The sequence below is a fragment of the Kitasatospora sp. NPDC029312 genome, from assembly GCF_055569215.1.
This window is the reverse complement of the sequence record NZ_JBVHXY010000010.1, coordinates 24,659-47,155: the sequence shown is the minus strand read 5'-3', so window position 1 is coordinate 47,155 and position 22,497 is coordinate 24,659. Positions and strand designations below refer to the sequence as shown.

Genomic DNA, 22,497 nt, shown 5'->3' with positions numbered 1-22,497 from the left:
CCGCTTCACCCGGACGGGGCTTGCCCGCGCGACGGTAGGGTGGCAGGCCGGGCCGCCTCGCGGCGGTTCCGCAGGACCCCGCCGGCCGGAGGAGACAGAGCGAGAAGTGAGCGCGCAGAGCCCCGTACGCTGGACGGACCCGGAGCAGCAGGAGCTGGAGGAGCAGGTCGCCGCGGCCGAACTCGCCTGGCTCAGCATGGACGTGGACGTGCAGACGCTGCGGGTCGAGATCGACAACTTCGCCCTGATCCACCACCAACTGCTCGGCCCGCTCTACGCCCGGCTGGACGAGCTGGACGCGCTGGTCGCCGAGGCCGTCGCGGCCCGCACCGGGCGGCCCGAGGACGTCCGACGGGCCGCCGAGGCGCGGCAGCGGGTCGAGGAGCTGCCGGACCTGGACGCGCTGTTCGACTCGGTCCGGGCGGGCCGGGCGGCCCGGGAGGAGGCTGCCGCCGAGGGCCCCGCGGGCGAGCCCGGCGAGGAGTCGGCCGAGGCCGCCCCGCCGCCGGCCGCGCCGGCCCGGGTGAAGCCGGGCAAGGAGGCCCAGCGGATCTACCGCGAGCTGGTCCGCCGCGCCCACCCCGACCTGAGCACCGACCCGGCCGAGCAGCAGCGCCGGGCCGCCTTCCTGGTCCGGGTCAACGAGGCTTACGCGTACGGGGACGCCGCCGCGCTGGAGGGCCTGGCCGCCGAGTGGTCCACCGCGCCGGAGGCCGCCCCCGCCCTCGACTCCCCCGACCGCCTGGACTGGCTGCGCCGCCGACTGGACTGGCTGACCGCCAGGATCGCCGCGACCGCCGCCGAGCAGGTCCGGCTGGAGCGGACCCCGATGGGCCAGCTCCTCGCGCTCGCCCCGCAGGACCCGGACGGGCTGCTGGAACAGCTCGCCGAGGAACTGCTCGCCAAGGCGGCCGCCCAGCAGACCGAGCTGGAGCGGCTGCTCGGCGCCCGCGGACCGGTACCGGTGGGCGACAATGGCCCGGACCCGACCTCCCCCCAGCCTTCGGCCGGGATTCACCCCCCTCAGGAGAGCCCCACGATGTTCGCGCAGATCCCCAGCACCGACGCCGCCTCCGTCCCCGCCGACGCCGCCCTGCTGGACGTGCGCGAGCTGGACGAGTGGGCCGCCGGCCACGTGGAGGGCGCGCTGCACATCCCGATCGGCGAGGTGATCGCCCGGATCGATGAGCTGCCCGACACCAGGCTGTACGTGCTCTGCCGGGTCGGCGGCCGCTCCGCGCAGGTCGTCCAGTACCTCGTCCAGCAGGGCCGGGACGCGGTGAACGTGGACGGCGGGATGTACGCCTGGGAGAGCGCGGGCCGTCCGATGGTCAGCAGCACCGGCCAGGCGGCCTTCGTCCTGTAGGCCGCACCGGCGTCCTGGGGCAGGATGGGGCGGCGCGACGCGCCGGTACGGGCCGGCGGCGCGCCGGTCGGGCGGGGGAGGCCATGACGGAGACCACGGACGGGCACTCCTCCGCGGCGCAGCGTCCGGGCCTCCCGGGCTTGCCGGGCCGGCCGGACTTGCCGGGTCTCCCGGGTCCCCCCGGTCCCCCGGGCCTTCCGGCCGAAGGCCCGGGCAGGGTCTGGTCCAAGCCCGCGCAGCTCGTCCTCGGGCTCGCCGCGGCGGTGCTGGCGGGGGGCACCGGGCTGTTCCTGGCCGCCGTGTTCCTGCACGTCGCGCCCGCCAACTCGCTCTCCCGGCAGTACCGGGACGAGGTCGACGGCGTGGTGTACCCGGAGTTCGAGCAGAACTGGAAGCTGTTCGCCCCCAACCCGCTGCAGCAGAACATCAGCGTGGACGCCAGGGTGCGCACCGTCGCCGACGGCGGCGCCACCCGCACCCGCGACTGGATCGGGCTGACCGCCCAGGACATCGCCGCGATCCGGGGCAACCCGGCGCCCAGTCACGTCGACCAGAACCTGCTGCGCCGCGCCTGGGACTTCTACGACGGCTCGCACGACCAGGACGGAAAGCGGACCGACGCGCGCGGCCGGCTCGCCGAGCAGTACCTCAAGCGGGTGGCGCTGCAACGGATCGGGAGGGAGGTGGACGGCGAACGGGTGCTGGAGATCGAGTTCCGGGTGACCTCGGCCACCGTCCCGCCGCCGTCCTGGAGCGGCGAGGCCCCGCCGCCCGCGCCCAAGGTGCGGGAGCTGCCGTGGTGGCCGGTCGGGGACGAGGACTACCGGGGGCTCGGGTGAACGAGGTGCGGGCCGCGGAGCGTCCGCTGGACGGCATCCCGCGGCAGGCCGGGCCGCCGCCCGCCTCCGTGGTGCCGCCGAAGGGCCCGGTGGCGGTGTTCGGGCGGGCGATGGAGGCGTTCACCGGGCGGGTGCTGGGCCGGCACCAGGCCGCGGTGATCCGGATCGGCTTCGGCCTGGTCCAGCTCGCCTACCTGCTGCGCGAGTGGCCGAACCGGCGGGTGCTGTACGGCGACCGCTCGCCGTGGTCGATGGAGCTGGCGGAGCGGCTGCTCGCCGACAACGGGGCGTTCAGCGTGCTGCCCTGGTTCGGCGGCCGGCTCTGGTCCGAGTTGGTCTACCACCTGGCGGTGCTGGCCGCCCTGGCGGTGCTGCTGGGCTGGCGGACCAGGGCGGCCACGGTGCTGTTCATGGTCACGGTGCTGTCGCTGCAGAACCGCAGCGTCTTCCTCGGCGACGGCGGGGACAACGTCGTCCACCTGATGGCGGTGTACCTGGTCTTCACCCGGTGCGCCGAGGTGTGGTCGCTGGACGCGCGGCGGCTCCGGCGGCTCCGGCGAGCCGGGTGGTCGGGGCGGGAGTGGCCCGGGGTGGGGCTCTGGGGGCTGCTCGGCGCGGTGCTGGCGGTCTGCCAGTTCGGCGGCTTCGCCGGCGACAGCCTGACCTGGACCGCCCCGGCCTTCCCCCACCTGGGCTGGTCGCCGCTGTTCTGGGGGCTCTGGGCGGTGGCCGGGCTCTGGTGGGTGCTCGGCCGGCTGCGGCCGGAGGGCGAGCTGCGGGCGGTGCTCGACGCGCTGGCCACCATGGTGCACAACTGCGCGATGCTGGTGATCGCGGCCGAAGTGGCGCTGATCTACGCGACGGCCGGCTGGTACAAGGTGCAGGGCTCGCGCTGGCAGGACGGCACCGCGCTGTACTACCCGCTGCACCTGGACTACTTCACCCCCTGGCCGGGGCTGTCGGCGCTGATCGGATCGGCGCTGCTGCCGGTGTTCCTGGTCTCGTACGGCACCGTGGTCCTGCAGGTCGCCTTCCCGTTCACGCTGCTCAACCGGCGGGTCAAGAACGTGCTGCTGGCGGTGATGATGGCCGAGCACCTGGGGATCGCGGTGGTGCTCGGGCTGCCGGTGTTCTCGCTCGCGATGGTCGCCGCGGACGCGGTGTTCCTGCCGACCGGTGTCCTGCTCCGGGTGGCGGCCGGGCTGGGGCGCGTCCGATGCATCGGGCGCATCGGACGAAACGGTCGGGGTTCCGCCGCCTAGGATGGCGCTATGTCCTGGTTCGCCGCCCTACGCGACACCGCGCGGACCGGACTCACCCTGGACCGGGCGCTCACCGACCCCAAGCGGGCCGCTCGCGGGGCGGTCGCCGTGGCGGTGGTGCTGTTCCCGACGCTGGCGCTCGGCGGGGTGGGGCTCGCCACCTCGGCCGCGATGGGGGCGTTCATCGCCGGAGCGGCGACCTTCCAGCGCAGCTTTCGGCCGAGGGCCAGCCTCGCCGTCGCCGCCGGGGCCGGACTCGGCGTCAGCACCTTCCTGGGGTACCTGGCCGTCGGGGTCACCGGGCTGTTCCCGGTACTGCTCGCGGTGTGGGCCTTCGGTGCCGGGCTGGCCTGGGCGATCGGGCCGACCGCCGGGGTGGTCGCGGCCAACACCGTGTCGGTGATGCTGATCGTCGTCCAGCTGCCGATCAGCGTGCTCGCCGCGCTCCAGCACGGGCTGGTCGCGGCGCTCGGTGGAGTCGTCCAGGCCGTCGTCATCACCCTGTGGCCGATCGGGAGTTGGACCGCCCACCGGGGCGCCCTCGCCGACACCTACGCCGAACTCGCCGACTACGCCCGCCGGTTGCGACAGGACCCGACCGCCCACGTGGACCCGGCGCCGTTCATGACCGCCCGGAGCGCCGCCGCCCTGACCCCCTGGCAGGACCGCCACCGGCCCGCCGAACTGCGCGGCCTGCGCGGCATCGCCGAGCGCGTCCGGCCCACCCTCGCCGCCCTCGCCGACCCCGGGGTGGGCGCCCCCGAGGAGGGGCCGGAACGCGACCGGGCCCGCGAGGTGCTGGCGGCCTCCGCCGAGGTGATGGACGCCCTCGCGCGGGCGATCCGCAGCGGCGAGCCCGTCCGGCTCCCCCGCTCGGCGCCCACCCTCACCCTGGCCGGGCCGGAGGAGGGGCCGCGGCTGCACGGCGCGGCCCGGCGCTCCGCCCGGCGGCTCGGCGGGCTGCTGCGCAAGGCCGCGGACACGCTGGACCGCAACGACGAGGACACCATCACCACGCCGGTGGTCGGGGCCGGCGGGGCGCTGCACAAGCCGTCCATCGGCCGGATGCTGCCGGTCGCGCTGCGCACCGTGCGGCGGCAGCTGCACCCGCGGTCGGCGGTCTTCCAGCACGCCGTCCGGCTGGCCGGGGTGGTCACCGTCGCCTACGTGCTGGCCCGGCTGGCCGGGTTCCACCACGGGTACTGGGCGCCGATGACGGCCGCGATGGTGATGCGGCCGGACTTCGCCCAGACGTACAGCCGGGGTGTCGCCCGACTGGCCGGGACGGTCGTCGGGGTCACCGTCTCGACGCTGGTGGTGCAGCTCGCCCACCCCGGGGAATGGGTGCTGGCCGCGCTGGCGGTGCTGTGCATCGGCGGCTCCTACCTCGCGTTCCGGACGGGGTACGCGCTGACCACGGTCGGGATCTCCTCGTACGTGGTGTTCCTGCTCGGGCTGCAGGCCGGGAACCCGCTGGGGACGGCCTTCGAACGGGTGGGGATGACACTGCTCGGCGGCTCGGTGGCGCTGCTGACCTACGCGCTGTTCCCGACCTGGCAGACCGCCCGGCTCGGGGAGCGGCTCGCCGAGTGGCTGGCCGCGGCCGGGCGCTACGCGGCGGCGGTGGTCGCCTGCTACGAGCAGCCGGCGCGGGCGCGGGAGCGGACGGTGCGCTCGGCGCTGCTGGACTCGCGGGAGGCGCGGGCCGAGCTGATCCAGGCCATGCAGCGGGCCGACGCCGAACCGGGGCGGCACGAGTCCGGGCTGGCCGGGGTGACCAGGCGCCAGATCGACCGGGCCCGGGCGGCGATCGGGCACCTCGGGCGGGCGGCGGTGCTGCTGGAGGCGCACCTCCCGGCTGCCGACGCGGATCCGGTGCCCGGGGCGGCGGAGTACGCGGAGGAGCTGCGGCTGGCGACGGCGTTGGCGGCGGGGGCGCTGCTGACGGGGCGGCCGGTGGAGTTCGGGGCGGTGCGGGAGGCGCAGGACCGGCTGGAGGAGCGGCTGGCGGAGGCGCCGGCGGGGGTGCAGCGGGACGTGGTGGGGGAGGGGACGCGGTTGCTGGGGGTGGCGTTGCGGGATCTGGAGCGGGCGTTGCGGGGGAGTTCGGAGGAGCGGTAGGGGGCTCGGGGGTGAGGGGGTGGGTGCGGGGCGGGGTGGCAGAGTGGGCGGCATGGGAGACGACGAGGAGCTGGTGCGGGCGTGGCGGGCGGTTGAGCGGGAGCCCGGGGCGGTGTTGTTGGACGGGTTCCACGCGTTGAAGCACGCGTTGCGCTTCGGTGGGGACGTCCGCCTGGTGCTGACGGCCGATCGGGCCGCGCTGCTGGCGCTCGGCGGCGAGCTGGCCGGGGACGTCGTCGCGGCGTTGGACGGGCTCGCCGTGGAGCTGCCGGAGGCGCGGCTGCGGGTGCTGGCGCCCCGGTTGCACCCGACCGGGGTGATCGCGCTGGCCGTCCGGCCGTCCGCCGGGGCCAACCGTGCGGTGTTGGAGCACCGGCCGCGCCGGGCGCCGGTGGTGGTGCTGGAGAATCCGCGCAACCTGGGGAACGTGGGGGCGGTGATCCGGCTGGCGGCCGGGTTCGGCGCCACCGGGGTGGTGACCACCGGGGACCTGGACCCCTGGCACCCCACGGTGCTGCGCGGCAGCGCGGGCCTGCACTTCGCCACCGCCGTCGAGCGACTGAGCCTGCCGGAGCTGCCGGACGGGCCGCTGTTCGTGCTGGACCCGGAGGGCACGGACATCCGGGACCTGCCGTTCCCGGACGACGCGCTGCTGGCCTTCGGCACCGAGCGGCATGGGGTCTCGGCGGAGCTCAAGGCCCGCGCCGACCGGCTGGTCGCGGTGCCGATGCAGCCCGGGGTGTCCAGCTTCAACCTGGCGACCAGCGTCGCGATGGGGCTGTTCCACTGGCAGTCCGGCAAGCGCTGAGGTGCGTCAGGAGAACAGCGCGCGCCAGGTGTCCGGACCGGGGTAGCCGTCGGCCTCGGCGTCGCGCCGGCCCTGGGCGAGTTGGAAGGCCTGGACGGCCCGCCGGTCGCTCTCCGTCCAGGCCGGGCCGGGGCCGGTGTCGTACGAGCCGCCGAAGCCCTTGCGGACCAGTTGCTCGCCGAGCAGCCGGACGTGGTCGTTGACCTGGCCGGGGCCGAAGTGCTGGGGACCGGGGAAGGCGGGCACCCCGGTGTCGGGCGGCGCCGGGGGCGGGGGTGGCAGCGGGGTGGCAGCGGCGATGTCGCGGCCCTTGCCGTGGACCAGGTAGTCCCAGGTGTCCTTGCCGGGGAGGCCGTCGGCCTCGCTGCCGCGCCAGCCCTGGGCCAGCTGGAAGGCCTGGGTGGCCCGGCGGTCGGCCTCGCCCCAGCGCGGGCCCGGGCCCTCGGAGTAGAAGCGGCCGCCGCCGCGCTGCACCAGCATCCGGCCGAGCCTGGTGACGTACCCGTTGTCCGCGCCGGGGCCGAACTTGTCCGCGCCGGGGAAGGCGTCCGCGGCGGTGCCGCCGGCGTCGCCGCCGGACAGGCCGGTGTAGCGGTACGGGACGTAGGAGGCCGAGTTGTTCCAGTAGGCGTACGGGGTGGCGCGCTTCCTGGCGCCGGGCGCGGTCTGCTCGTAGGCGACGTAGCGGCTGCGGGAGGAGTCCGTCCAGCCGCCGAAGATCGTCACGTGCGATCCGGCCTGCGGGCTGGCCGGGTTGTCGTAGATCAGCACGTCGCCGGGCTGGAGGTTGCTCTTGCCGATCCGCTCGGCGAAGTCCGGCAGGGTCCAGGTGGTCTGGCTGGTGCCGAGGCCCCAGGCCATCGAGACGAAGCCGGAGCAGTCCTGGCGGTAGCCGTCCGACCAGTAGCGGCTCATGCTGTACGGCACGCCCTGGTCGATCCAGCTCTGGGCCCGCTGGATGATCTGCGCCCGGGTGACGGGCTGGGCGGCGAGCCCGCGGGGGGCGGAGTCCTCGCCGTACGGTCCGCCGACCTCGCCCTGGGGGGTGCGCGGGGGCTGGGCGGTGCTGCTGCCGCCCGGGGCCGGGCCGGGCGCGGTGGCGGCGGCCGTCCCGCCGCCCATCGCGGTGCCGACGGCGGCCATCAGTACGGCGGCCCGGCGGCGGAGGCTGCGGGCCGCGGCGTGGCCGCCCTCGTGGACCGGCGCGGCGTGCAGCCGGGCGCGCCGGCGCGCGCTGCAGCCTCCGCATATGCAGTCCTCCTCCGGTTCGATCTCGTCGAACTCCGGCAGCGAGGAGAGGGGGTCGGTCACGGTCATGCTCCGCCTCTTTCCTGCGGTCTCTCCCGGTCCGGCCTGACGGCGGGACAGCAGTGGCCTCCAGTGGCCTTTCCGCTGCTCTTTCCGGGGACCTTCCCGGGCCGGATCCGCGTGGTACCGGGTCCAAAGTCCCAAAGCGGGCGCGGTGCGGCGCGGCGGGTGGGCCGGGCGGGTGACGGTCGTTCGGCCCGCGGGTGGGGCGGAGCGGGTAGCGCCAGGGCGGACCCGGCGTGGTCGGCTGACGGGCGATCAGTGCGGGTTGGCCGGGGAGTACTCGGGGTCGGTCCAGGTCAGCGGGGTGGCGTCGGCCAGCTCCAGCACGTCGGTGACGGTCAGTTCGACCATCCGCTCGGCGCCCGGGGCGGCCTCCCGGGCCTCCTCGGACCAGTCGGCGCGCGCCTCGCCGGTGATCAGCAGGGCTCGGCCGGTCTCCCAGTCGGGCAGCAGCAGGCCGGCCCGCGGGTCGAGCTCCAGGTTTCCGAGCGTCATGAACATGCTGTTGCCGCGGTATTCGGGCCAGCGCACCCGATCCGGCCCGACCGCCTCCAGGAAGCCGGGGAAGCCGCCCCGGTGCGAGGCGTCCACGCTGCCGTCCGGGCCGGCGGTGGCGATGAAGAAGGTGTCGGCGGTGGCCACGGCCAGCCGCTGCGCCACGGACAGCTCCGGGCCGGCCGCCACCGTGCGGGGCGCGCCCGCGCCCGGGCGGTCCAGCGGGGTGCGGCGCTGGATGTACTTGGGGCAGTTGGACACCACCTCCTCGGCGTGGACCGTCAGCCCGCCCCGGCCGTTCGGCGTCGAGCGGCCGTTGAGCCGCATCCGGCGGCGGCCGGCCGGGTCCAGGGCGATGGTGCCGACCCGGGCCGGGCGGGTCAGCGCCTCGGCCAGCGGGTCGGCTCCGGCCGGGCGGGTGGCGATGGTCAGGGTCCGCTCGTCGGGAGCCTGTAGGAAGCCGGCCGGGCCGGTCAGCTGGGTGGCCCAGATCCGGCCGTCGGGATCGGCGGCGCCGACCACCAGCGTCCGCCGCTCGGCGAGGAAGCGGGCGGCGACCGCCGGGATGGTGCTGCGGATCGAGCGGCCGGCGTGGTCGGCCCGTTCGGTCAGACCGGCCCGGGCCTGGGCGGCCCGCTCGCCGGCGTGGTAGGGCGTGCTGGCGGTCGTCATGGTGCTCCTCGGATCGTCCCTCGGCTCGTCTCTCGGCTCGCCCGGTGTGCACCCCCGTGGCACACCGGTGGCCGGCTTCAGGTCGGCGGGTCCTAGAAGAAGCCGCAGGTCGGGGCGTCGGTGTTAAGGGCCTCGGCCTCCGTCGCGTCCAGCCCGGTGCGGGTGTAGACCTCCAGCCGGATGCCGTCCGGGTCGGTGAAGAAGATGCCGCCGGAGGCGGAGCCCTCGCGGTGCGGGACGACGCCGTCGTAGGCGAACTCGGCGCCCAGCTCGCGCAGCAGCTGTTCGGTGGCACGCACCTCGTCCAGACTCTCGACCTCGAAGGAGAGGTGGTGCAGGCCGGGCGCCGCGGTGGCGAAGGCGCCGGTGCTCTGCTGCCAGAGGGTGACGACCAGGCGGCCGTCGCGGCCGAGCAGGGCGTAGCGGCGCTCGGGGTCGGTGCTCTCGTGGGCGACCTCGAGGCCGAGGACGGCGCGGTAGAAGTCGATCGAACGGGCCAGGTCGGTGACGTTCAGGCCCACGTGGCCGGTCTGCAGCGTGCGGAGCTGGGTGGTGCTGGACATGCTCGGTCACTCCCGGGGCTGGTTGGTCCGGCGGGTCGCTCCCCTAACCGGCTTAAGCGAGACTAGGGGTTAGGTAATGGGGCGTCAACCAGTGGGGTGGCTTGAAGCGGTTAGGTTTTGGGGTGGGAACGCCGAAGCCCCGCCGGACCGTACCGACGGGGCGTCAGGAGTTGGAGCCTTCGGGGGCGGCGGGGCGGGAGGGCTACGCCCACTCCCAGCGGATGCCGATGTGACCGGGCTGCTGGTCCGGGGCCAGGACGTGGGCGCTCGCCGAGGCGCCGATCCACAGCTGCTCACGGCGGTGGTCGACGTCGGCGCCCGGCTCGCGGTCGTAGCGCTCGCAGTGGACCGGGACGGCCGCCGGGTCGAAGTGCACCTGGAGCACGTACTCGCGCACCTGGGTGGCGAAGCGGCGGCTGTACTCCATGGTCGGGCCGCCCGGTGGGATCTCCACCTCGTACTCGAAGACCGTGCTGTCGCCGAGCCCGAGCGGGCGGTCCAGCATCAGCTCCGCGACGGTCAGGCCGACCTCGGGCCGGCGGCGGACCCGGCCGAGCCGGCCGTGCCGGACCGAGGTGATCTCGGGGCAGCCGGTGGCCTCCTCGTCGGCCTTGTGCACGACCAGGCAGCGGCCGACCCCGCTGACCGTGGCGCGCACCACCTGGCGCATCCGCAGCAGGTTGGCGCGCCGCTCGGCGTCCACGTAGTACGAGTCGTGGATGCTCAGCCGCTCCAGCTCGCCGGCCGGCGGGGCGTCCAGCTCGGCGAAGATCGCGGCGATCTCCTGCTCGCCCGGCCAGACGTCCTCCAGCCCCAGGTGGCTGGTGGTGGCGGCGGCGGCCCAGCGGCCGCGCGGACGCGGCGGGCCGAGCAGCGAGGAGAGCGAGCTGTGCGGCAGGCCGAGCAGTTCCTCCAGCAGGTGGACGGCGCGCAGCGAGCTGGCCCGTTCGGGCTGGCTGCGGCCGCGGCGCCAGTAGCTGAGGGTGGTCACGCTGACCCGGACGCCGCGCCCGGCGAGTGCCGCGCGGATGCGGTCCAGGCTGAGGCCGCTGGCCTCGATGGCCAGGTTCAGGGCGTCCGCGAAGCCGCCGGCCGGGGCGGGGCGTCCAGCGGACGGTCCGGGAGACGGAGCCGGGGGCGGGGTCGGGGCTGAGGTCGGGGCTGAGGTCGGGGACGGGGCTGAGGCCGGGGACGCGGGGTCGCCCGGGTCGGGACGTTCCGTACGCGATCCGACCAGCCGCAGCCGCGCGGCGTCCGAAGGCTGCTGTGCGGCCATGCGGTGACCCTCCCCACCAGGTGAGTTCGGTGGCACCGGGTCGGCGCCGGAGCGCGCCGCCAGCGGCTTCACCGAGCTTTGGGGAACCCTATGCACGGTCGAGAGGCTACGTCATCAGTCGTGCGTATGACAGTGGTCACGACAGGTGGACGATATGGTTATCGATCTTGAAACAGTCCGGAAACACGGCTGGAACCCGGCGACGGGGAGCGCACCCGGGCGGGAACGGACACCGCCGGGGCGGGCCCTGTCGGCGCCGCCCCGGCGGGGGTCACGGTGGTGCTGCCCCGGTGGAGCCCCTGGGTGGAGCTTCCGGGTGGAGCTTCGGGGTGGAGCTTCCGGGTGGAGCTTCGGGGTGGAGCTACCGGCCGGTGATCACTTGACGTTCAGCGCGACGTCGTCGATCACGAAGCTGGTCTGGTTGGAGCTGTCCTCGGCGCCGGTGAACTTGAGGGTCACGGTCTGGCCGGCGAAGGAGGTCAGGTCCACGGTCTGCTGGACGTAGCCGGCGGCCGCGTTCGCGTTGGACCAGGTCTTCAGCGTGGTGCTGTTGGCCTGGAGGGTCAGCTTGTCGTACGAGGTGCTGCCGGTCTCCGCGGTGTCGATGTGCAGCCAGAAGGTGAGGGTCGCGGCGGTGCAGCCGGTCGGGACCGAAACGGTCTGCGACAGGGTGTCGGTGTGGGTGCTGCCGTAGCCGTCCAGCCAGGCCTTCCAGCTGCCGGCGTGGGCCGCCTCGGAGGAGCTGTTGTCGACGACGCCCGAGGAGGTGGTCCAGGGGGCGGCGGTGCCGGTCTCGAAGCCGCCGTTGCCGACCAGCTGGGTGGCGGTGCAGCCGCCGGGCGGCGGGGTGGTCCCGCTGCTGCCGCCGAGCAGGGCGGTGGTCAGGGCGTCGGCGACCGGGGAGCCCCAGCCGGTGACCTGGTCGTAGCCGGACTTGGCGGAGAAGTCCTGGTTGGCGCCGGTGGTCACGTCGTGGAACGCGCCGGAGCCGGCGGTGTTCGCGACCGAGTAGAGCCGCGGGCTCGCCTCGCCGAGGACCGGCTGCCCGGCGGCCTTGGCCTTCTGGTTGAACTGGGCGGCGTAGCCGGACCACAGCGGCGCGGCCGCGCTGGTACCGCCGTAGACCTGCCAGGCGCCGGCGGTGTAGATCGCGAAGCCGCTCTGCGGGTCGGCGTTGGAGGCGACGTCAGGGACGGTGCGCATGGTGCCGCTGACGCCGGTGCCGGTCTGCCAGGTCGGCTTGCTGAACACGGTGGAGACGCCGCCGCCGGCGGTGCTCCAGGCGCTCTCCGAGGAGTAGGCGTTGGAGCTGGTGACCTTGAGGTTGGTGCCGCCGACACCGGTCTGGTGCGGGCTGGACGCCGGGAAGTCGACGGCCTTGACGGTCGAGCCGCTGGTGGAGCGGGTGCAGTCGCGCGAGCCGTCGTCACCGGAGGCGGAGAAGATCGAGATGCCCTGGGCGGCGGCCTGCTTGAAGGCGTTGTCGACCGCGGTCATCGAGGCGGCGGTGGTGTCCGGCTCGCAGGAGCCCCAGGAGATCGAGATGACCGAGGCCCGGTTGTCGGCCACGATCTTGTTGGCCATGTCGATCTCGCCCTGGTCGCTGTTGGGCGCCTCGTAGACCAGCTGGGTGGCCTTGGGGGCCGCACCGCGGACGATCTCGCTGTCCAGCTCGACCTCGCCCTGGCCCTGGCCGGGCGCGGAGTCGTAGTTGGCGCCGTCCACCGAGACCGTGGAGACGGCCGGGCCGGTCAGGCCGTACTGCGAGTCGTAGGTGGTCAGGTCCGAGGACGTGTAGCCGTCGAACTCCCAGAGGGCGACCGTGGTGCCGGTGCCGTCGGCGCCGGTCTTGTCGAGGTTGTACGCACCCTGGTACTGGGCCGGGCTCATGCCGCTCGGGGTGGCGGAGGCGGCGTTCGGGGTGACCGAGTTCGGCTTGGCGATGCGGTTCTTGCGCACCGCGTGGTTGTCCAGGCCGCTCACGCCCTGGACCACGGAGGCCAGGTCGGCGGGGATCGAGGCGGCGGCGTCGTTGGCGAAGAACGCGCGCTGCAGCTGCGGGTCCAGGTAGGAGCTCTCGTGGGTGCCGAAGGCCTGCGAGACCTGCGCGGCGGTGCCGTGGGCGTTGACCACCTGGCGGTTGGCGCTGACGTCGCCGAGGGTCAGGCCCTGGGCGGTCAGGTAGGCCTTGACCTGGTCCACGTCCTGCTGGGTCGGCCCGAACTGGGCGGTGAACTGCTCCGGCGTCAGGTACTGGCCGAACTGCGGGGAGCCGGGGGTGGTGACCGCGGCGAGGAAGCGGTCGAGCGCGTCGGCGTTGCGCAGCTTGAGGCTGACGGCCACCGAGATCTGCTGCTCGGCGGGGACGTCGCCCTTCTTCTCCGAGTGGGCCACCGCGGGGTTCACGGTGTTCGGGAGGGCGACGCGCGGGGTGGCGTGCGGAGTGGGGGCGGCCTGCGCGGTGGAGACGCCGAGCGAGACGGCGGTCAGCGGCAGGACGGCTATCGCCGCGGCGAGGGCGAGGGTGCGGGGGCGCAACGGATCCTCCTCTGGCCGGCTGTGGGGGCCGGCAAGGGGCCAGGCGTTCCGGAGCGGAACGCTGGCTAGAACATGTCAGAAGAGGCAAGCCGGGAGGATCATGATCTAGCAATTCATTGCTAAAAAACAGTCAAGTGTGGACGCCCGAAAAGCCCGCGGTTCCATACAGTGAATGTCCGGAATTCCGGCGTCGGTCCATACCAATTCGCGGTGCGGGGCGCGGACGTAGAATCGGGCCGAGCCGAGGGAGAGGGATGACTGACGTGACGGCGGACCCGAGGGACCCGCGACCGCTGATCGGGGAGCCGCTCGCGCTCGACCTGCTCAACACGCGCTGGGCCGGTACGCCCGTCAACGACCTGCTCACCGGCGTCGAGGAGTACGGGATCTGGCTCTCCTCCAACGGGCTGAGCGGGCGCTGCACGGCCGACGAGGCCGGGCTGGAAGCGATCCGCCAGGCCCGTGAGACGATCGCCCGCGCGGCCCAGGAGGCGCGCGAGCATGGGGAGTTGAGCCTGCCGGTGCGGGAGGGGCTGGACGCGGTGCTGGCGCACGGGCGGATCCGGCGGACGGCCGGGCCGGGCGGCGCCGAGGACCGGGTGGAGACCGACCGGCCGCAGTGGCTGGCGCCCTGGCTGGCGGCGGACGACTTCCTCACGCTGCTCGGGCAGGGCGCGCACCGGGTGAAGCAGTGCGCGCACGAGGCGTGCATCCTCCACTTCTTCGACGCCTCGCAGAACGGGCGCCGGCGCTGGTGCCGGATGGCGGTCTGCGGGAACCGGGCGAAGGCCGCGCGGCACTACGTGAAGGCCCGGGGTTAACGGACGACCGAACGAAGGGTCGGCGGGCGCGGTGGCATTGCCGCGCCCGCCGACCACTCGTCAGACGGAGCCCAGCCAGGCGGTGAGGGCGTCGGTGAGCTCGCGCTGACCCGGGTCGACGGCGGCCCAGGCGACGTAGCCGTCCGGGCGGATCAGCAGCACCGTGTCGGCCAGCTTGCCGTGCGGGTCGGCGGGGGCGGCCGAGACCATGCGGTCCGCCCAGGGCGCCGCGGCGGCCAGCTCGTCATTGCTGACCAGCACGAACTCCCCCGTGCGCAGCGCCTCGTAGAGCCGCTCGGGGGCGGCCGGGGCGCCTTCCTCGGGCTTGCTCAGCGCGGTCAGCCGCAGGTCCGGGACGCGCTTGCCGACCTGGGGGTGGGCGCCCTTGGGGGCCGGGTAGGAGATCTCGATGCCGGAGACCATCCGGGCGCCGCGCTCGCTCAGCAGGTCGAGGTGGCTGCCGAGCGCGGTGAGCGCCCCGCGCAGGGCGCGGGTGGGGGCGGATTCGGCGAGCGCGATCCGGATCAGCGCGCCGGAGGTGCGCAGCACCGTCCTGCCGACCGGGTGCCGCTCGGCCTGGTAGGTGTCGAGCAGGGCGTCGGTGGCCCGGCCCCGGAGGGCGGCGGCGAGCTTCCATGACAGGTTGGCGGCGTCCTGGAGGCCGGTGTTCATGCCCTGGCCGCCGGCCGGGGAGTGGCAGTGGGCGGCGTCGCCGGCCAGGAAGACCCGGCCGGAGCGGTAGTCGGGGACCTGGCGCTCGTCACTGTGGAAGGTGGAGCTCCAGCGCACCTCGTGCAGCCCGTAGTCCTCGCCCTGGGTGGCCCGGACGATCGCGGTGAGCTGCTCGGCCGTGGGGGCGCTGCCGTCCGGGTGCTGCTCGTTGCGGTCCCAGGCGATGACCCGGTACCAGCCGTCGCCGAACGGGGCGATGAAGGAGAAGCCGGCCTTGTTGGCGCCGACGGCGATCGCGTCGGCGGGTTCGCGCTCCAGCCGGACGTCGGCCAGCAGCACGGAGTCGACCACCGCCTCGCCGGGGTACGGGACGCCGAGCAGCTCGCGGACGGCGGAGCGGACGCCGTCGGTGCCGACGGCGTAGCGGGCGCGGTGGGTCCGCCCGTCGCCGGTCTCCAGGGTGACGCCCTCGGCGTCCTGGCGCAGTCCGGTGACCTCGGCGCCGCGCAGGATGACGGCGCCGGCCTGCTCGGCGCGCCCCTGCAGCAGCCGTTCGACGTGGTACTGCGGGGTGATCAGGACGAACGGGAAGCGGGTCGGCAGCGTGCCGAGGTCGATCGCGACGCGGTTGAACATCCGCAGCGAGCCGAGCGGGCGGCCGGTCGAGATGAGTTCGTCGGCCAGGCCCCGGGCGTCCAGCAGTTCCAGGGTGCGGGCGTGCACGGCGAAGGCCCGGGTGAGGTTGGACTCGGCGGTGCGCTTCTCCAGGACGGTGACGCCGACCCCGGCGGCGGCGAGGTCGCCGGCCAGCAGTAGTCCGGTCGGTCCGGCGCCGACGATGATGACGTCGGTATCGGTCGTCGGCTTCACGGTCATGTATCAGCTCCCGGGGTTCGGAGGGCGGTTGGACGCCGTTTCCGGCGTTCTCCCAGCCTCCATCATCCCGGGCCCCGCGAGTGCTGTGAACCGCCGGTCCCCCGGTGGCCCGAGGACCACCGGGGGCCGGCGTCACCGGTGCGCCGGATCAGCTGTGGCGGCGGTTCAGCTGTGGCGGCGGATCTCCACCGTGCGGAACCGGTTGGCGACGAAGGCGCCGTCGCAGTAGGCCGAGTTGGCGGCCGGGTTGGCGCCGGTGCCGTGCAGGTCGGAGAAGGCGGCGGTCTGGTTGGGGTAGACCCCGCCGGTGAGGTTGAGCGAGAGCGAGACGCCGGAGTCCAGCGCGGCCTCGACCAGCAGGGCCTCCACCTCGGGCGAGGTGGTGTAGCCGGAGGCGGTCATGGCGCCCTTGTCCCGGACGGTGGTGCGCAGCAGCTCCACGGCGGCGGGGGTGGACTCCACGGCGACGGCGAAGGAGACCGGGCCGAAGCACTCGCTGCGGAACACCGAGCGGTCGTCCGGCTTGTCGGCGTCGAGCTTGATCAGCGCGGGGGTGCGCAGCGTCGCGCCGGGGAAGTCGGGCGAGGTCACCTGGCGCGGGGCGAGGGCGAGTTCGCCGTACTCGCCGCCGGCCGCGGCGGCCGAGCGCTGGAGCACGCCCGGGTTGACCACGGCGCCGAGGATGGCGGCGGCGCGGGCGTCGTCGGAGAGCAGGGCCTCGATGGCGGCGCCGAGGTCGGCGACCACCTCGTCGAAGGACTTGTCGCCCTGGTCGGTGCTGATGCCGCCGCGCGGGATCAGCAGGTTCTGCGGGGTGGTGCACATCTGGCCGCTGTAGAGGGAGAGCGCGAAGGCCAGGTTGCCCAGCATGCCCTTGTAGTCGTCGGTGGAGTCGATGACCACCGCGTTGACGCCGGCCTTCTCGGTGTAGACCTGCGCCTGCCGGGCGTTCTCCTCCAGCCAGTCGCCGAAGGTGGTCGAGCCGGTGTAGTCGATCATCTTGATCTCGGGCCGCACGGCCAGCGTCTGGGCGACGGTGCCGCCCTCGTGCTCGGCGGCCAGGCAGACCAGGTTGGGGTCGAAGCCGGCCTCGGTGAGCACCTCGCGGGCGACGGCGACGGTCAGCGCGAGCGGCAGCACGGCCCGCGGGTGCGGCTTGACCAGCACCGGGTTGCCGGTGGCCAGCGAGGCGAACAGGCCCGGGTAGCCGTTCCAGGTGGGGAAGGTGTTGCAGCCGATGAGCAGCGCGAGGCCACGCGGGACGACGGTGAACTCCTTGGTCATCACCAGCGGCTCGCGCTTGCCCTGCGGCTTGGTCCAGCCGGCCCGCTCGGGCAGCCGGGTCTGCTCGGCGTAGGCGTAGGCGACGGCCTCCAGGCCGCGGTCCTGGGCGTGCGGGCCGCCGGCCTGGAAGGCCATGCCGTAGGCCTGGCCGGTGGTGTGCATGACGGCCTGGGCGAACTCGTGCGAGCGGGCGTTGATCCGGTGCAGGATCTCCAGGCAGACGGCGGCGCGCTCCTTCGGGGAGGCGGCGGCCCAGCCGGGCCGGGCGGCGAGCATGGCGGCGATCAGCGCGTCCGGGCCGGCGTGCGGGTAGGTGATGCCCAGCTCGATGCCGTACGGGGAGGCCTCGCCGCCGACCTGGTCGCCGTCGGTGGGGTGGCCGTGGAGGACGAAGGGCTTGCCGAGCAGGGCGTCGAAGGCGGCCTTGCCGTCCGCCGGGCCGGTCTCCCCGTAGGCCTTCGGGAACTCGGGGTACGGGGACCAGTAGTCGCGCTTCGCGGCGGCGGCGAGCGCGGCGTCCAGGGTGGCCTGGTGGCGTTCGACCAGCTCGCTGACGAGGGGGTGGGTGACCGCTGCGGACATCTGTGCGCTCCTCAGGAGGGAGGACGGGACACGTCACAGGGTAACCGAACGATCGGTCGGCTCAAGAGGGTGCGGGGACCGGATCACGGCGAGGACGGCGGGGGCGCGTCCTTCGCGGACGCGCCCCCGGGGTGCTCGGTGCGGACCGGGGTTACGGCACGCCCAGCTCGAAGATCACGTACCCGGCGTACCAGCCCGAGGCGATCGCGCCGCTGCCCAGCACCGCCGCCAGCACCGGCCAGCTGAGCTTGCGCATCCCCACCGCGAGCGCGATGAACAGCGGGAACGCCGGCAGCAGGTAGCGCGAGACGTTGCCGAAGATGCCCAGGCTGCCGAGCACCGAGACGATCGTCGCCAGCGTGTAGGCGGTCAGCACCAGCGGCGGGCGCAGCCGCACCAGCAGCACGATCAGCACCGGCAGGCTGAACACGATCAGGGTGGCCAGCAGATCGGGCACCGGGAAGGCGAAGGGGTAGTCGTTGCGACCCAGCAGCACCCCGCGGATCGAGTGCCAGGTGCCCTGGCCCCAGTCGAAGTAGTGCAGCCAGGCGTCGTGCTGCAGCCGGAAGTAGCCGCCCCACTCCCCGGTCCGCCAACCCACCCAGGCCACGTAGCCGAGCAGGCCGACCGGGGCCAGCACCATCGCCGCCAGCGGGCGCAGCACGCCGCTCTCCCGCCGGTACAGCTCGACCAGCGCGGCCAGCCCGACCGCGCCGATCAGCGCGGCCGCGGTCGGCCGGTTGAGCCCGGCGACCAGGGTGACCACCCCGGCCGCCACCCACTGCTTGGTCATGACGAAGTAGCAGGCCCAGGCCGCGAGCGCGACGAACAGGGAGTCCGAGTAGACCGCCCACTCGGCGCCCGAACCCGGGGCGATCGCCCAGATCCCGGCCGCGATCACGCCCGCCCGGGGCCCGGACATCCGGTCCACCACGGCGTAGATGCCGGCGGCGGCGAACAGCGAGGCCACCACCGAGACCAGCATCCCGGCGCCGTACAGGCCGAGCCCGGTGACGTCCGAGGTCAGCCGCATCAGGCCCGGGTAGAGCGGGAAGAAGGCGGCCGAGTTCTGCTCGATGGTGAAGCCGGGCAGCCCGCCGGGGACCGGCACCAGCGCCGGGTGGTAGCCGAACTGGGCGACCTGCTGGTACCACCAGCCGTCCCAGCTGGCCAGCACGTCCCAGGTGTTGGCGCCGCCGCCGAACCGGGCCGGCTTCTTCGCGTAGTCCCCGGCGAAGGACAGCAGCTTCATGAACACGGTGAAGCCGATCAGCTTGAGCACCGCGTAGCACCACACGGCCGGGCCGAAGCGGACGACCAGCGCGCGGGCGCGGTCCTGCCAGGCGTTCGGCACCTCCTCCGGCTCCTCGCTGCGCCGCTCGGGCGCGTCGGAGGAGACTGCCGGTATTGCGTTCATCAGCGGTGGACCCCAGCCTGCTGGACGTGGACGATCGTCCGCCGAATTCTAGGTGGTCCCCGCCGGGCCCGGCAGGGAGCGGACGGCCGGATACGGACGATCGGCCCGGCGGGGTGGAACGGCCCGGCGGGGCTCGAACGGTCCGGTGACGGCCCCGGGTGGAACGGCCCGGCGGGGGGCGCAACGGCCCGGCGCGGACCGGCCGACCCGATCGCGTGCCGGTCCGGGTGGCCGGGGATACTCGGAGGATGGCCGATCACACCACGCGCACCGCCTACACCGTCGAGTCACTGCTCGCGGTGACCGTCGACGTGTTCAACGAGCGCGGCTACGACGGCACCTCGATGGAGGACCTGTCCCGGGCGGCCGGGATCTCCAAGTCCTCCATCTACCACCACGTCCGCGGCAAGGAGGAACTGCTGCGGCTGGCCGTCGGGCGGGCGCTGGACGGGCTGTTCGCGATCCTGGCCGAGCCGGCCGCGGTCGACGGCCCGGCGGTGGAGCGGCTGGAGCACGTGGTGCGGCGCACCGCCGAGGTGCTGCTGGCGGAGCTGCCGTACGTGACGCTGCTGCTGCGGGTGCGCGGGAACACGGCCACCGAGCAGTGGGCGCTGGAGCGCCGGCGGGACTTCGACCACCAGGTCGCCGAACTGCTGCGGGCGGCCGTCGCGGACGGCGCGCTGCGCGCGGACGTGGAGCCGCGGCTGGCCACCCGGCTGCTGTTCGGGATGATCAACTCGATCGTGGAGTGGTACCGGCCGGGTCTGAAGGCCGCCGACGGGGTCGCGGACGCCGTGGTGCACCTGGCCTTCGACGGGCTGCGGGCGCGCTGAGACCCAGGGGCATCAGTCCGGGGGGACCTGGTCGGTCTCCTCGAACACCAGCATGGTTCGTGTGCCGAGCACCTGCGGGATGGACTGGATCCGGTTGAGCACCAGCTCCCGCAGCGCGTGGTTGTCGGCGGTGTGCACCAGCAGTAGCACGTCGAAGTCCCCGCCGACCAGGGCGATGTGGGCGACCCCGGGCAGCGCCAGCAGTTGCTCGCGCACGGTGCGCCAGGAATTCTGGACGATCTTCAGGGTGACGTACGCGGACGCCCCCTGTCCTGCCCGTTCGTGGTCCACCCTGGCAGTGAAGCCGCGAATGACGCCGTCCTCGACCATCCTGGAGATCCGGGCGTACGCGTTGGCCCGGGACACGTGCACCCGCTCGGCTACCGAGCGGATGGAGGCGCGACCGTCCTGCTGCAGCAGCCGCAGGATCGAACGGTCGACCCGGTCGAGTCTGGACATCTGTTCAGCCGACATGACCCCCCACCCTCACCGATTGGACGCACTGCCACCAGTCGACCGCCGCTCGGGCCGAATGTCCACCACCTTGTCACGGTTCTGGTCAAGATGAACAGACGACCGAACAATCGGTAGGGAGCCCCCGCCACCCCTGGAGGTGCCCCGAGATGACCGTTCTCGACCACAGACACCACACGGTGGTACCCGGCTGGCTACCCGGAGCCACCGCCCCCCGCACCGACCCCGCCCCCCTCCTCCCGGACGCCTCCCCCGTCCGGGTGCTCGGCACCCCCGAGCTGGAGAAGTACGATCCGGCGCTGCTGCGCGAGCTCTACCGCCGCCTGGTGGTCGGCCGCCGCTACAACCAGCAGGCCACCACCCTCACCAAGCAGGGCCGCCTCGCCGTCTACCCCGCGTCCACCGGCCAGGAGGCCTGCCAGGTCGCCGCCGCGCTGGTGCTCGGCGAGCGCGACTGGCTGTTCCCCAGCTACCGCGACACCCTCGCCGTGGTCTCCCGGGGCGTCGACCCGCTGGAGGCGCTGACCCTGCTGCGCGGCAACGCCCACACCGGCTACGACCCGCGCGCCAGCCGGACCGCCCCGCTCTGCACCCCGCTCGGCACCCAGGCGCCGCACGCCGTCGGACTGGCGCACGCCGCCCGGCTGAGCGGCGAACCGGTGGTCGCCCTCGCCATGCTCGGCGACGGCGGCACCAGCGAGGGCGACTTCCACGAGGCGCTGAACTTCGCGGCCGTGCTCCAGGCCCCGGTGGTCTTCCTGGTGCAGAACAACGGCTACGCCATCTCCGTCCCGCTCAGCGCGCAGTCCGCCGCGCCGACCCTGGCCCACAAGGCCGTCGGCTACGGCATGCCGGGCCGGCTGGTGGACGGCAACGACGCCCCCGCGCTGCACTCCGTGCTCACCGAGGCGGTCGAGCGGGCCCGCGGCGGCGAGGGCCCGACCCTGGTCGAGGCGCTCACCTACCGGATCGAGGCCCACACCAACGCCGACGACGCCACCCGCTACCGCACCGAGCCCGAGGTGGCCGCCTGGCGGGAGCACGACCCGATCCTGCTGATGGAGCGCGCGCTGCGCGGACTCGGGGTGCTGGACGACCGGCCGGTTCAGGACGCTGCCGACGAGGCGGAGCAGCTGGCGGCCCGGATGCGGGCCGAGTTCCACGCCGATCCGGAGCTCGACCCGATGGCGCTGTTCGCCCACGTCTACGCCGAGCCGACCCCGCAACTGCGGGAGCAAGCCGCCCAGTTGTCCGCCGAGCTGGCCGCCGAGTCCGAGGTGCAGCACTGATGCCGCCGACAGCCGTCTCCGCGCGCACCGCCACCATGGCGCAGGCGCTCAACTCCGCACTGCGGGACGCCATGCGCGAGGACCCGACGGTGCACGTGCTGGGCGAGGACGTCGGCCGGCTCGGCGGCGTCTTCCGGATCACCGACGGGCTGACCGCCGAGTTCGGCCCCGAACGCTGCCTGGACACACCGCTGGCCGAGGCCGGCATCCTCGGCACCGCGATCGGCATGGCGATGTACGGGCTGCGCCCGGTGGTCGAGATGCAGTTCGACGCCTTCGCCTACCCCGCGCTGGAGCAGCTGTTCTCGCACGTCGCCAAGATGCGCAACCGCACCGCGGGCAAGCTCCCGCTGCCGATCACCGTGCGCATCCCGTACGGCGGCGGCATCGGCGGCGTCGAGCACCACAGCGACGCCTCCGAGGCGTATTACACCAGCACCCCGGGCCTGCACGTGGTCACCCCGGGGACGGTGGGCGACGCGTACGGGCTGCTGCGCGCCTCGATCGCCTCCGACGACCCGGTGGTCTTCCTGGAGCCCAAGCGGCTCTACTGGGGCAAGGACGCGTTCGACCCGGACGCGCCGGTCGAGCCGATCGGCCGGGCCGCACTGCGGCGCACCGGCACCTCCGCCGTGCTGATCACCTACGGGCCCTCGCTGCCGGTCTGCCTGGAGGCGGCCGAGGCGGCGCGCGCCGAGGGCTGGGACCTCGCGGTGCTCGACCTGCGCACCCTGGTGCCCTTCGACGACGAGACCGTCACCCGGGTGGTGCGCTCGATCGGCCGGGCCGTGGTGGTGCACGAGGCGAGCGGCTTCGGCGGCACCGGCGCGGAGATCGCCGCGCGGGTCACCGAGCGCTGCTTCCACCACCTGGCCGCGCCGGTGCTGCGGGTCACCGGCTTCGACATCCCGTACCCGCCGCCGATGCTGGAGCACCACCACCTGCCCGGGGTGGACCGGATCCTGGACGCGGTCGCCCGGCTGCAGTGGGAGGACTGA

The 22,497-nt window shown here is 74.1% G+C and carries 18 protein-coding genes; 9 read left to right on the top strand and 9 right to left on the bottom strand.

Annotated elements, in window-relative coordinates; all coding sequences use genetic code 11:
* Positions 1-106 precede the first annotated feature (106 nt).
* From ACZ4WV_RS11080 to ACZ4WV_RS11060, 5 genes are all read left to right on the top strand, one after another.
* Positions 107-1,366, top strand: a complete 1,260-nt coding sequence (locus ACZ4WV_RS11080; protein ID WP_465745097.1) for a rhodanese-like domain-containing protein — start codon at positions 107-109, stop codon at positions 1,364-1,366.
* An 83-nt stretch (positions 1,367-1,449) separates the two neighbouring features.
* Positions 1,450-2,205 (top strand): DUF5819 family protein, encoded by a 756-nt coding sequence (locus ACZ4WV_RS11075; protein ID WP_465745095.1) that lies wholly within the window; start codon positions 1,450-1,452, stop codon positions 2,203-2,205.
* Entirely contained in the window at positions 2,202-3,467 is a 1,266-nt protein-coding gene (locus ACZ4WV_RS11070; protein ID WP_465745093.1) for an HTTM domain-containing protein, read from the top strand. Before ACZ4WV_RS11075 ends, ACZ4WV_RS11070 begins: the two co-directional genes overlap by 4 nt.
* A gap of 9 nt (positions 3,468-3,476) precedes the next feature.
* Positions 3,477-5,588: an FUSC family protein gene (locus ACZ4WV_RS11065; RefSeq protein WP_465745091.1), complete on the top strand. Its 2,112-nt coding sequence runs from the start codon at positions 3,477-3,479 to the stop codon at positions 5,586-5,588.
* A gap of 52 nt (positions 5,589-5,640) precedes the next feature.
* Positions 5,641-6,396, top strand: coding sequence for a TrmH family RNA methyltransferase (locus ACZ4WV_RS11060; protein ID WP_465745089.1), 756 nt, complete (start codon positions 5,641-5,643; stop codon positions 6,394-6,396).
* Positions 6,397-6,402: 6 nt separating this feature from the next.
* On the opposite strand, the gene ACZ4WV_RS11055 is transcribed toward ACZ4WV_RS11060, so the two are convergent.
* The 5 genes from ACZ4WV_RS11055 to ACZ4WV_RS11035 form a co-directional block, all read right to left on the bottom strand.
* The gene (locus ACZ4WV_RS11055) at positions 6,403-7,713 is read right to left on the bottom strand and encodes a peptidoglycan-binding protein (protein WP_465745086.1); all 1,311 of its coding nucleotides are present in this window, start codon (positions 7,711-7,713) and stop codon (positions 6,403-6,405) included.
* A gap of 249 nt (positions 7,714-7,962) precedes the next feature.
* Positions 7,963-8,874 (bottom strand): pyridoxamine 5'-phosphate oxidase family protein, encoded by a 912-nt coding sequence (locus ACZ4WV_RS11050; RefSeq protein WP_465745084.1) that lies wholly within the window; start codon positions 8,872-8,874, stop codon positions 7,963-7,965.
* 92 nt (positions 8,875-8,966) lie between these two features.
* Complete coding sequence (locus tag ACZ4WV_RS11045; RefSeq protein WP_465745082.1) at positions 8,967-9,437, bottom strand: VOC family protein; 471 nt, start codon at positions 9,435-9,437, stop codon at positions 8,967-8,969.
* Between the two features lie 202 nt (positions 9,438-9,639).
* Positions 9,640-10,713, bottom strand: a complete 1,074-nt coding sequence (locus ACZ4WV_RS11040; RefSeq protein WP_465745080.1) for an XRE family transcriptional regulator — start codon at positions 10,711-10,713, stop codon at positions 9,640-9,642.
* 375 nt (positions 10,714-11,088) lie between these two features.
* On the bottom strand, positions 11,089-13,251 hold the full coding sequence (locus ACZ4WV_RS11035) for a S53 family peptidase (protein ID WP_465745078.1): 2,163 nt from the start codon (positions 13,249-13,251) through the stop codon (positions 11,089-11,091).
* Between the two features lie 254 nt (positions 13,252-13,505).
* Between ACZ4WV_RS11035 and ACZ4WV_RS11030 the strand changes: the two genes are divergently transcribed.
* Complete coding sequence (locus ACZ4WV_RS11030) at positions 13,506-14,072, top strand: CGNR zinc finger domain-containing protein (RefSeq protein ID WP_465745076.1); 567 nt, start codon at positions 13,506-13,508, stop codon at positions 14,070-14,072.
* Positions 14,073-14,132: 60 nt separating this feature from the next.
* Here the strand turns inward: ACZ4WV_RS11030 and ACZ4WV_RS11025 are convergent, their stop codons facing one another.
* The 3 genes from ACZ4WV_RS11025 to ACZ4WV_RS11015 form a co-directional block, all read right to left on the bottom strand.
* On the bottom strand, positions 14,133-15,620 hold the full coding sequence (locus ACZ4WV_RS11025) for an FAD-dependent monooxygenase (RefSeq protein ID WP_465745074.1): 1,488 nt from the start codon (positions 15,618-15,620) through the stop codon (positions 14,133-14,135).
* Between the two features lie 165 nt (positions 15,621-15,785).
* Positions 15,786-17,486: a phenylacetic acid degradation protein PaaN gene (gene paaN, locus ACZ4WV_RS11020; RefSeq protein WP_465745072.1), complete on the bottom strand. Its 1,701-nt coding sequence runs from the start codon at positions 17,484-17,486 to the stop codon at positions 15,786-15,788.
* 151 nt (positions 17,487-17,637) lie between these two features.
* A complete protein-coding gene (locus ACZ4WV_RS11015) occupies positions 17,638-18,903 on the bottom strand; it encodes a hypothetical protein (protein WP_465745070.1) in 1,266 nt (421 codons plus the stop codon).
* 248 nt (positions 18,904-19,151) lie between these two features.
* Here ACZ4WV_RS11015 and ACZ4WV_RS11010 point away from each other — a divergent pair, with 248 nt between their 5' ends.
* The gene (locus ACZ4WV_RS11010; protein ID WP_465745068.1) at positions 19,152-19,736 is read left to right on the top strand and encodes a TetR/AcrR family transcriptional regulator; all 585 of its coding nucleotides are present in this window, start codon (positions 19,152-19,154) and stop codon (positions 19,734-19,736) included.
* 12 nt (positions 19,737-19,748) lie between these two features.
* Here the strand turns inward: ACZ4WV_RS11010 and ACZ4WV_RS11005 are convergent, their stop codons facing one another.
* Entirely contained in the window at positions 19,749-20,210 is a 462-nt protein-coding gene (locus tag ACZ4WV_RS11005; protein ID WP_465745066.1) for an Lrp/AsnC family transcriptional regulator, read from the bottom strand.
* A gap of 149 nt (positions 20,211-20,359) precedes the next feature.
* On the opposite strand from ACZ4WV_RS11005, the gene pdhA reads away from it, so the two are divergent.
* Entirely contained in the window at positions 20,360-21,499 is a 1,140-nt protein-coding gene (pdhA, locus tag ACZ4WV_RS11000; RefSeq protein ID WP_465745064.1) for a pyruvate dehydrogenase (acetyl-transferring) E1 component subunit alpha, read from the top strand.
* Positions 21,499-22,497 (top strand): alpha-ketoacid dehydrogenase subunit beta, encoded by a 999-nt coding sequence (locus ACZ4WV_RS10995; RefSeq protein ID WP_465745062.1) that lies wholly within the window; start codon positions 21,499-21,501, stop codon positions 22,495-22,497. Before pdhA ends, ACZ4WV_RS10995 begins: the two co-directional genes overlap by 1 nt.

Excerpts from the sequence above, each read along its gene's own strand:
- ACZ4WV_RS11030 (WP_465745076.1), top strand. The coding sequence starts at position 13,506 with ATGACTGACGTGACGGCGGACCCGAGGGACCCGCGACCGCTGATCGGG.
- paaN (WP_465745072.1), bottom strand. The coding sequence starts at position 17,486 with ATGTCCGCAGCGGTCACCCACCCCCTCGTCAGCGAGCTGGTCGAACGC.
- ACZ4WV_RS11060 (WP_465745089.1), top strand. The coding sequence starts at position 5,641 with ATGGGAGACGACGAGGAGCTGGTGCGGGCGTGGCGGGCGGTTGAGCGG.
- ACZ4WV_RS11015 (WP_465745070.1), bottom strand. The coding sequence starts at position 18,903 with ATGAACGCAATACCGGCAGTCTCCTCCGACGCGCCCGAGCGGCGCAGC.
- pdhA (WP_465745064.1), top strand. The coding sequence starts at position 20,360 with ATGACCGTTCTCGACCACAGACACCACACGGTGGTACCCGGCTGGCTA.
- ACZ4WV_RS10995 (WP_465745062.1), top strand. The coding sequence starts at position 21,499 with ATGCCGCCGACAGCCGTCTCCGCGCGCACCGCCACCATGGCGCAGGCG.
- ACZ4WV_RS11045 (WP_465745082.1), bottom strand. The coding sequence starts at position 9,437 with ATGTCCAGCACCACCCAGCTCCGCACGCTGCAGACCGGCCACGTGGGC.
- ACZ4WV_RS11040 (WP_465745080.1), bottom strand. The coding sequence starts at position 10,713 with ATGGCCGCACAGCAGCCTTCGGACGCCGCGCGGCTGCGGCTGGTCGGA.
- ACZ4WV_RS11055 (WP_465745086.1), bottom strand. The coding sequence starts at position 7,713 with ATGACCGTGACCGACCCCCTCTCCTCGCTGCCGGAGTTCGACGAGATC.
- ACZ4WV_RS11010 (WP_465745068.1), top strand. The coding sequence starts at position 19,152 with ATGGCCGATCACACCACGCGCACCGCCTACACCGTCGAGTCACTGCTC.
- ACZ4WV_RS11050 (WP_465745084.1), bottom strand. The coding sequence starts at position 8,874 with ATGACGACCGCCAGCACGCCCTACCACGCCGGCGAGCGGGCCGCCCAG.
- ACZ4WV_RS11065 (WP_465745091.1), top strand. The coding sequence starts at position 3,477 with ATGTCCTGGTTCGCCGCCCTACGCGACACCGCGCGGACCGGACTCACC.
- ACZ4WV_RS11025 (WP_465745074.1), bottom strand. The coding sequence starts at position 15,620 with ATGACCGTGAAGCCGACGACCGATACCGACGTCATCATCGTCGGCGCC.
- ACZ4WV_RS11075 (WP_465745095.1), top strand. The coding sequence starts at position 1,450 with ATGACGGAGACCACGGACGGGCACTCCTCCGCGGCGCAGCGTCCGGGC.
- ACZ4WV_RS11005 (WP_465745066.1), bottom strand. The coding sequence starts at position 20,210 with ATGTCGGCTGAACAGATGTCCAGACTCGACCGGGTCGACCGTTCGATC.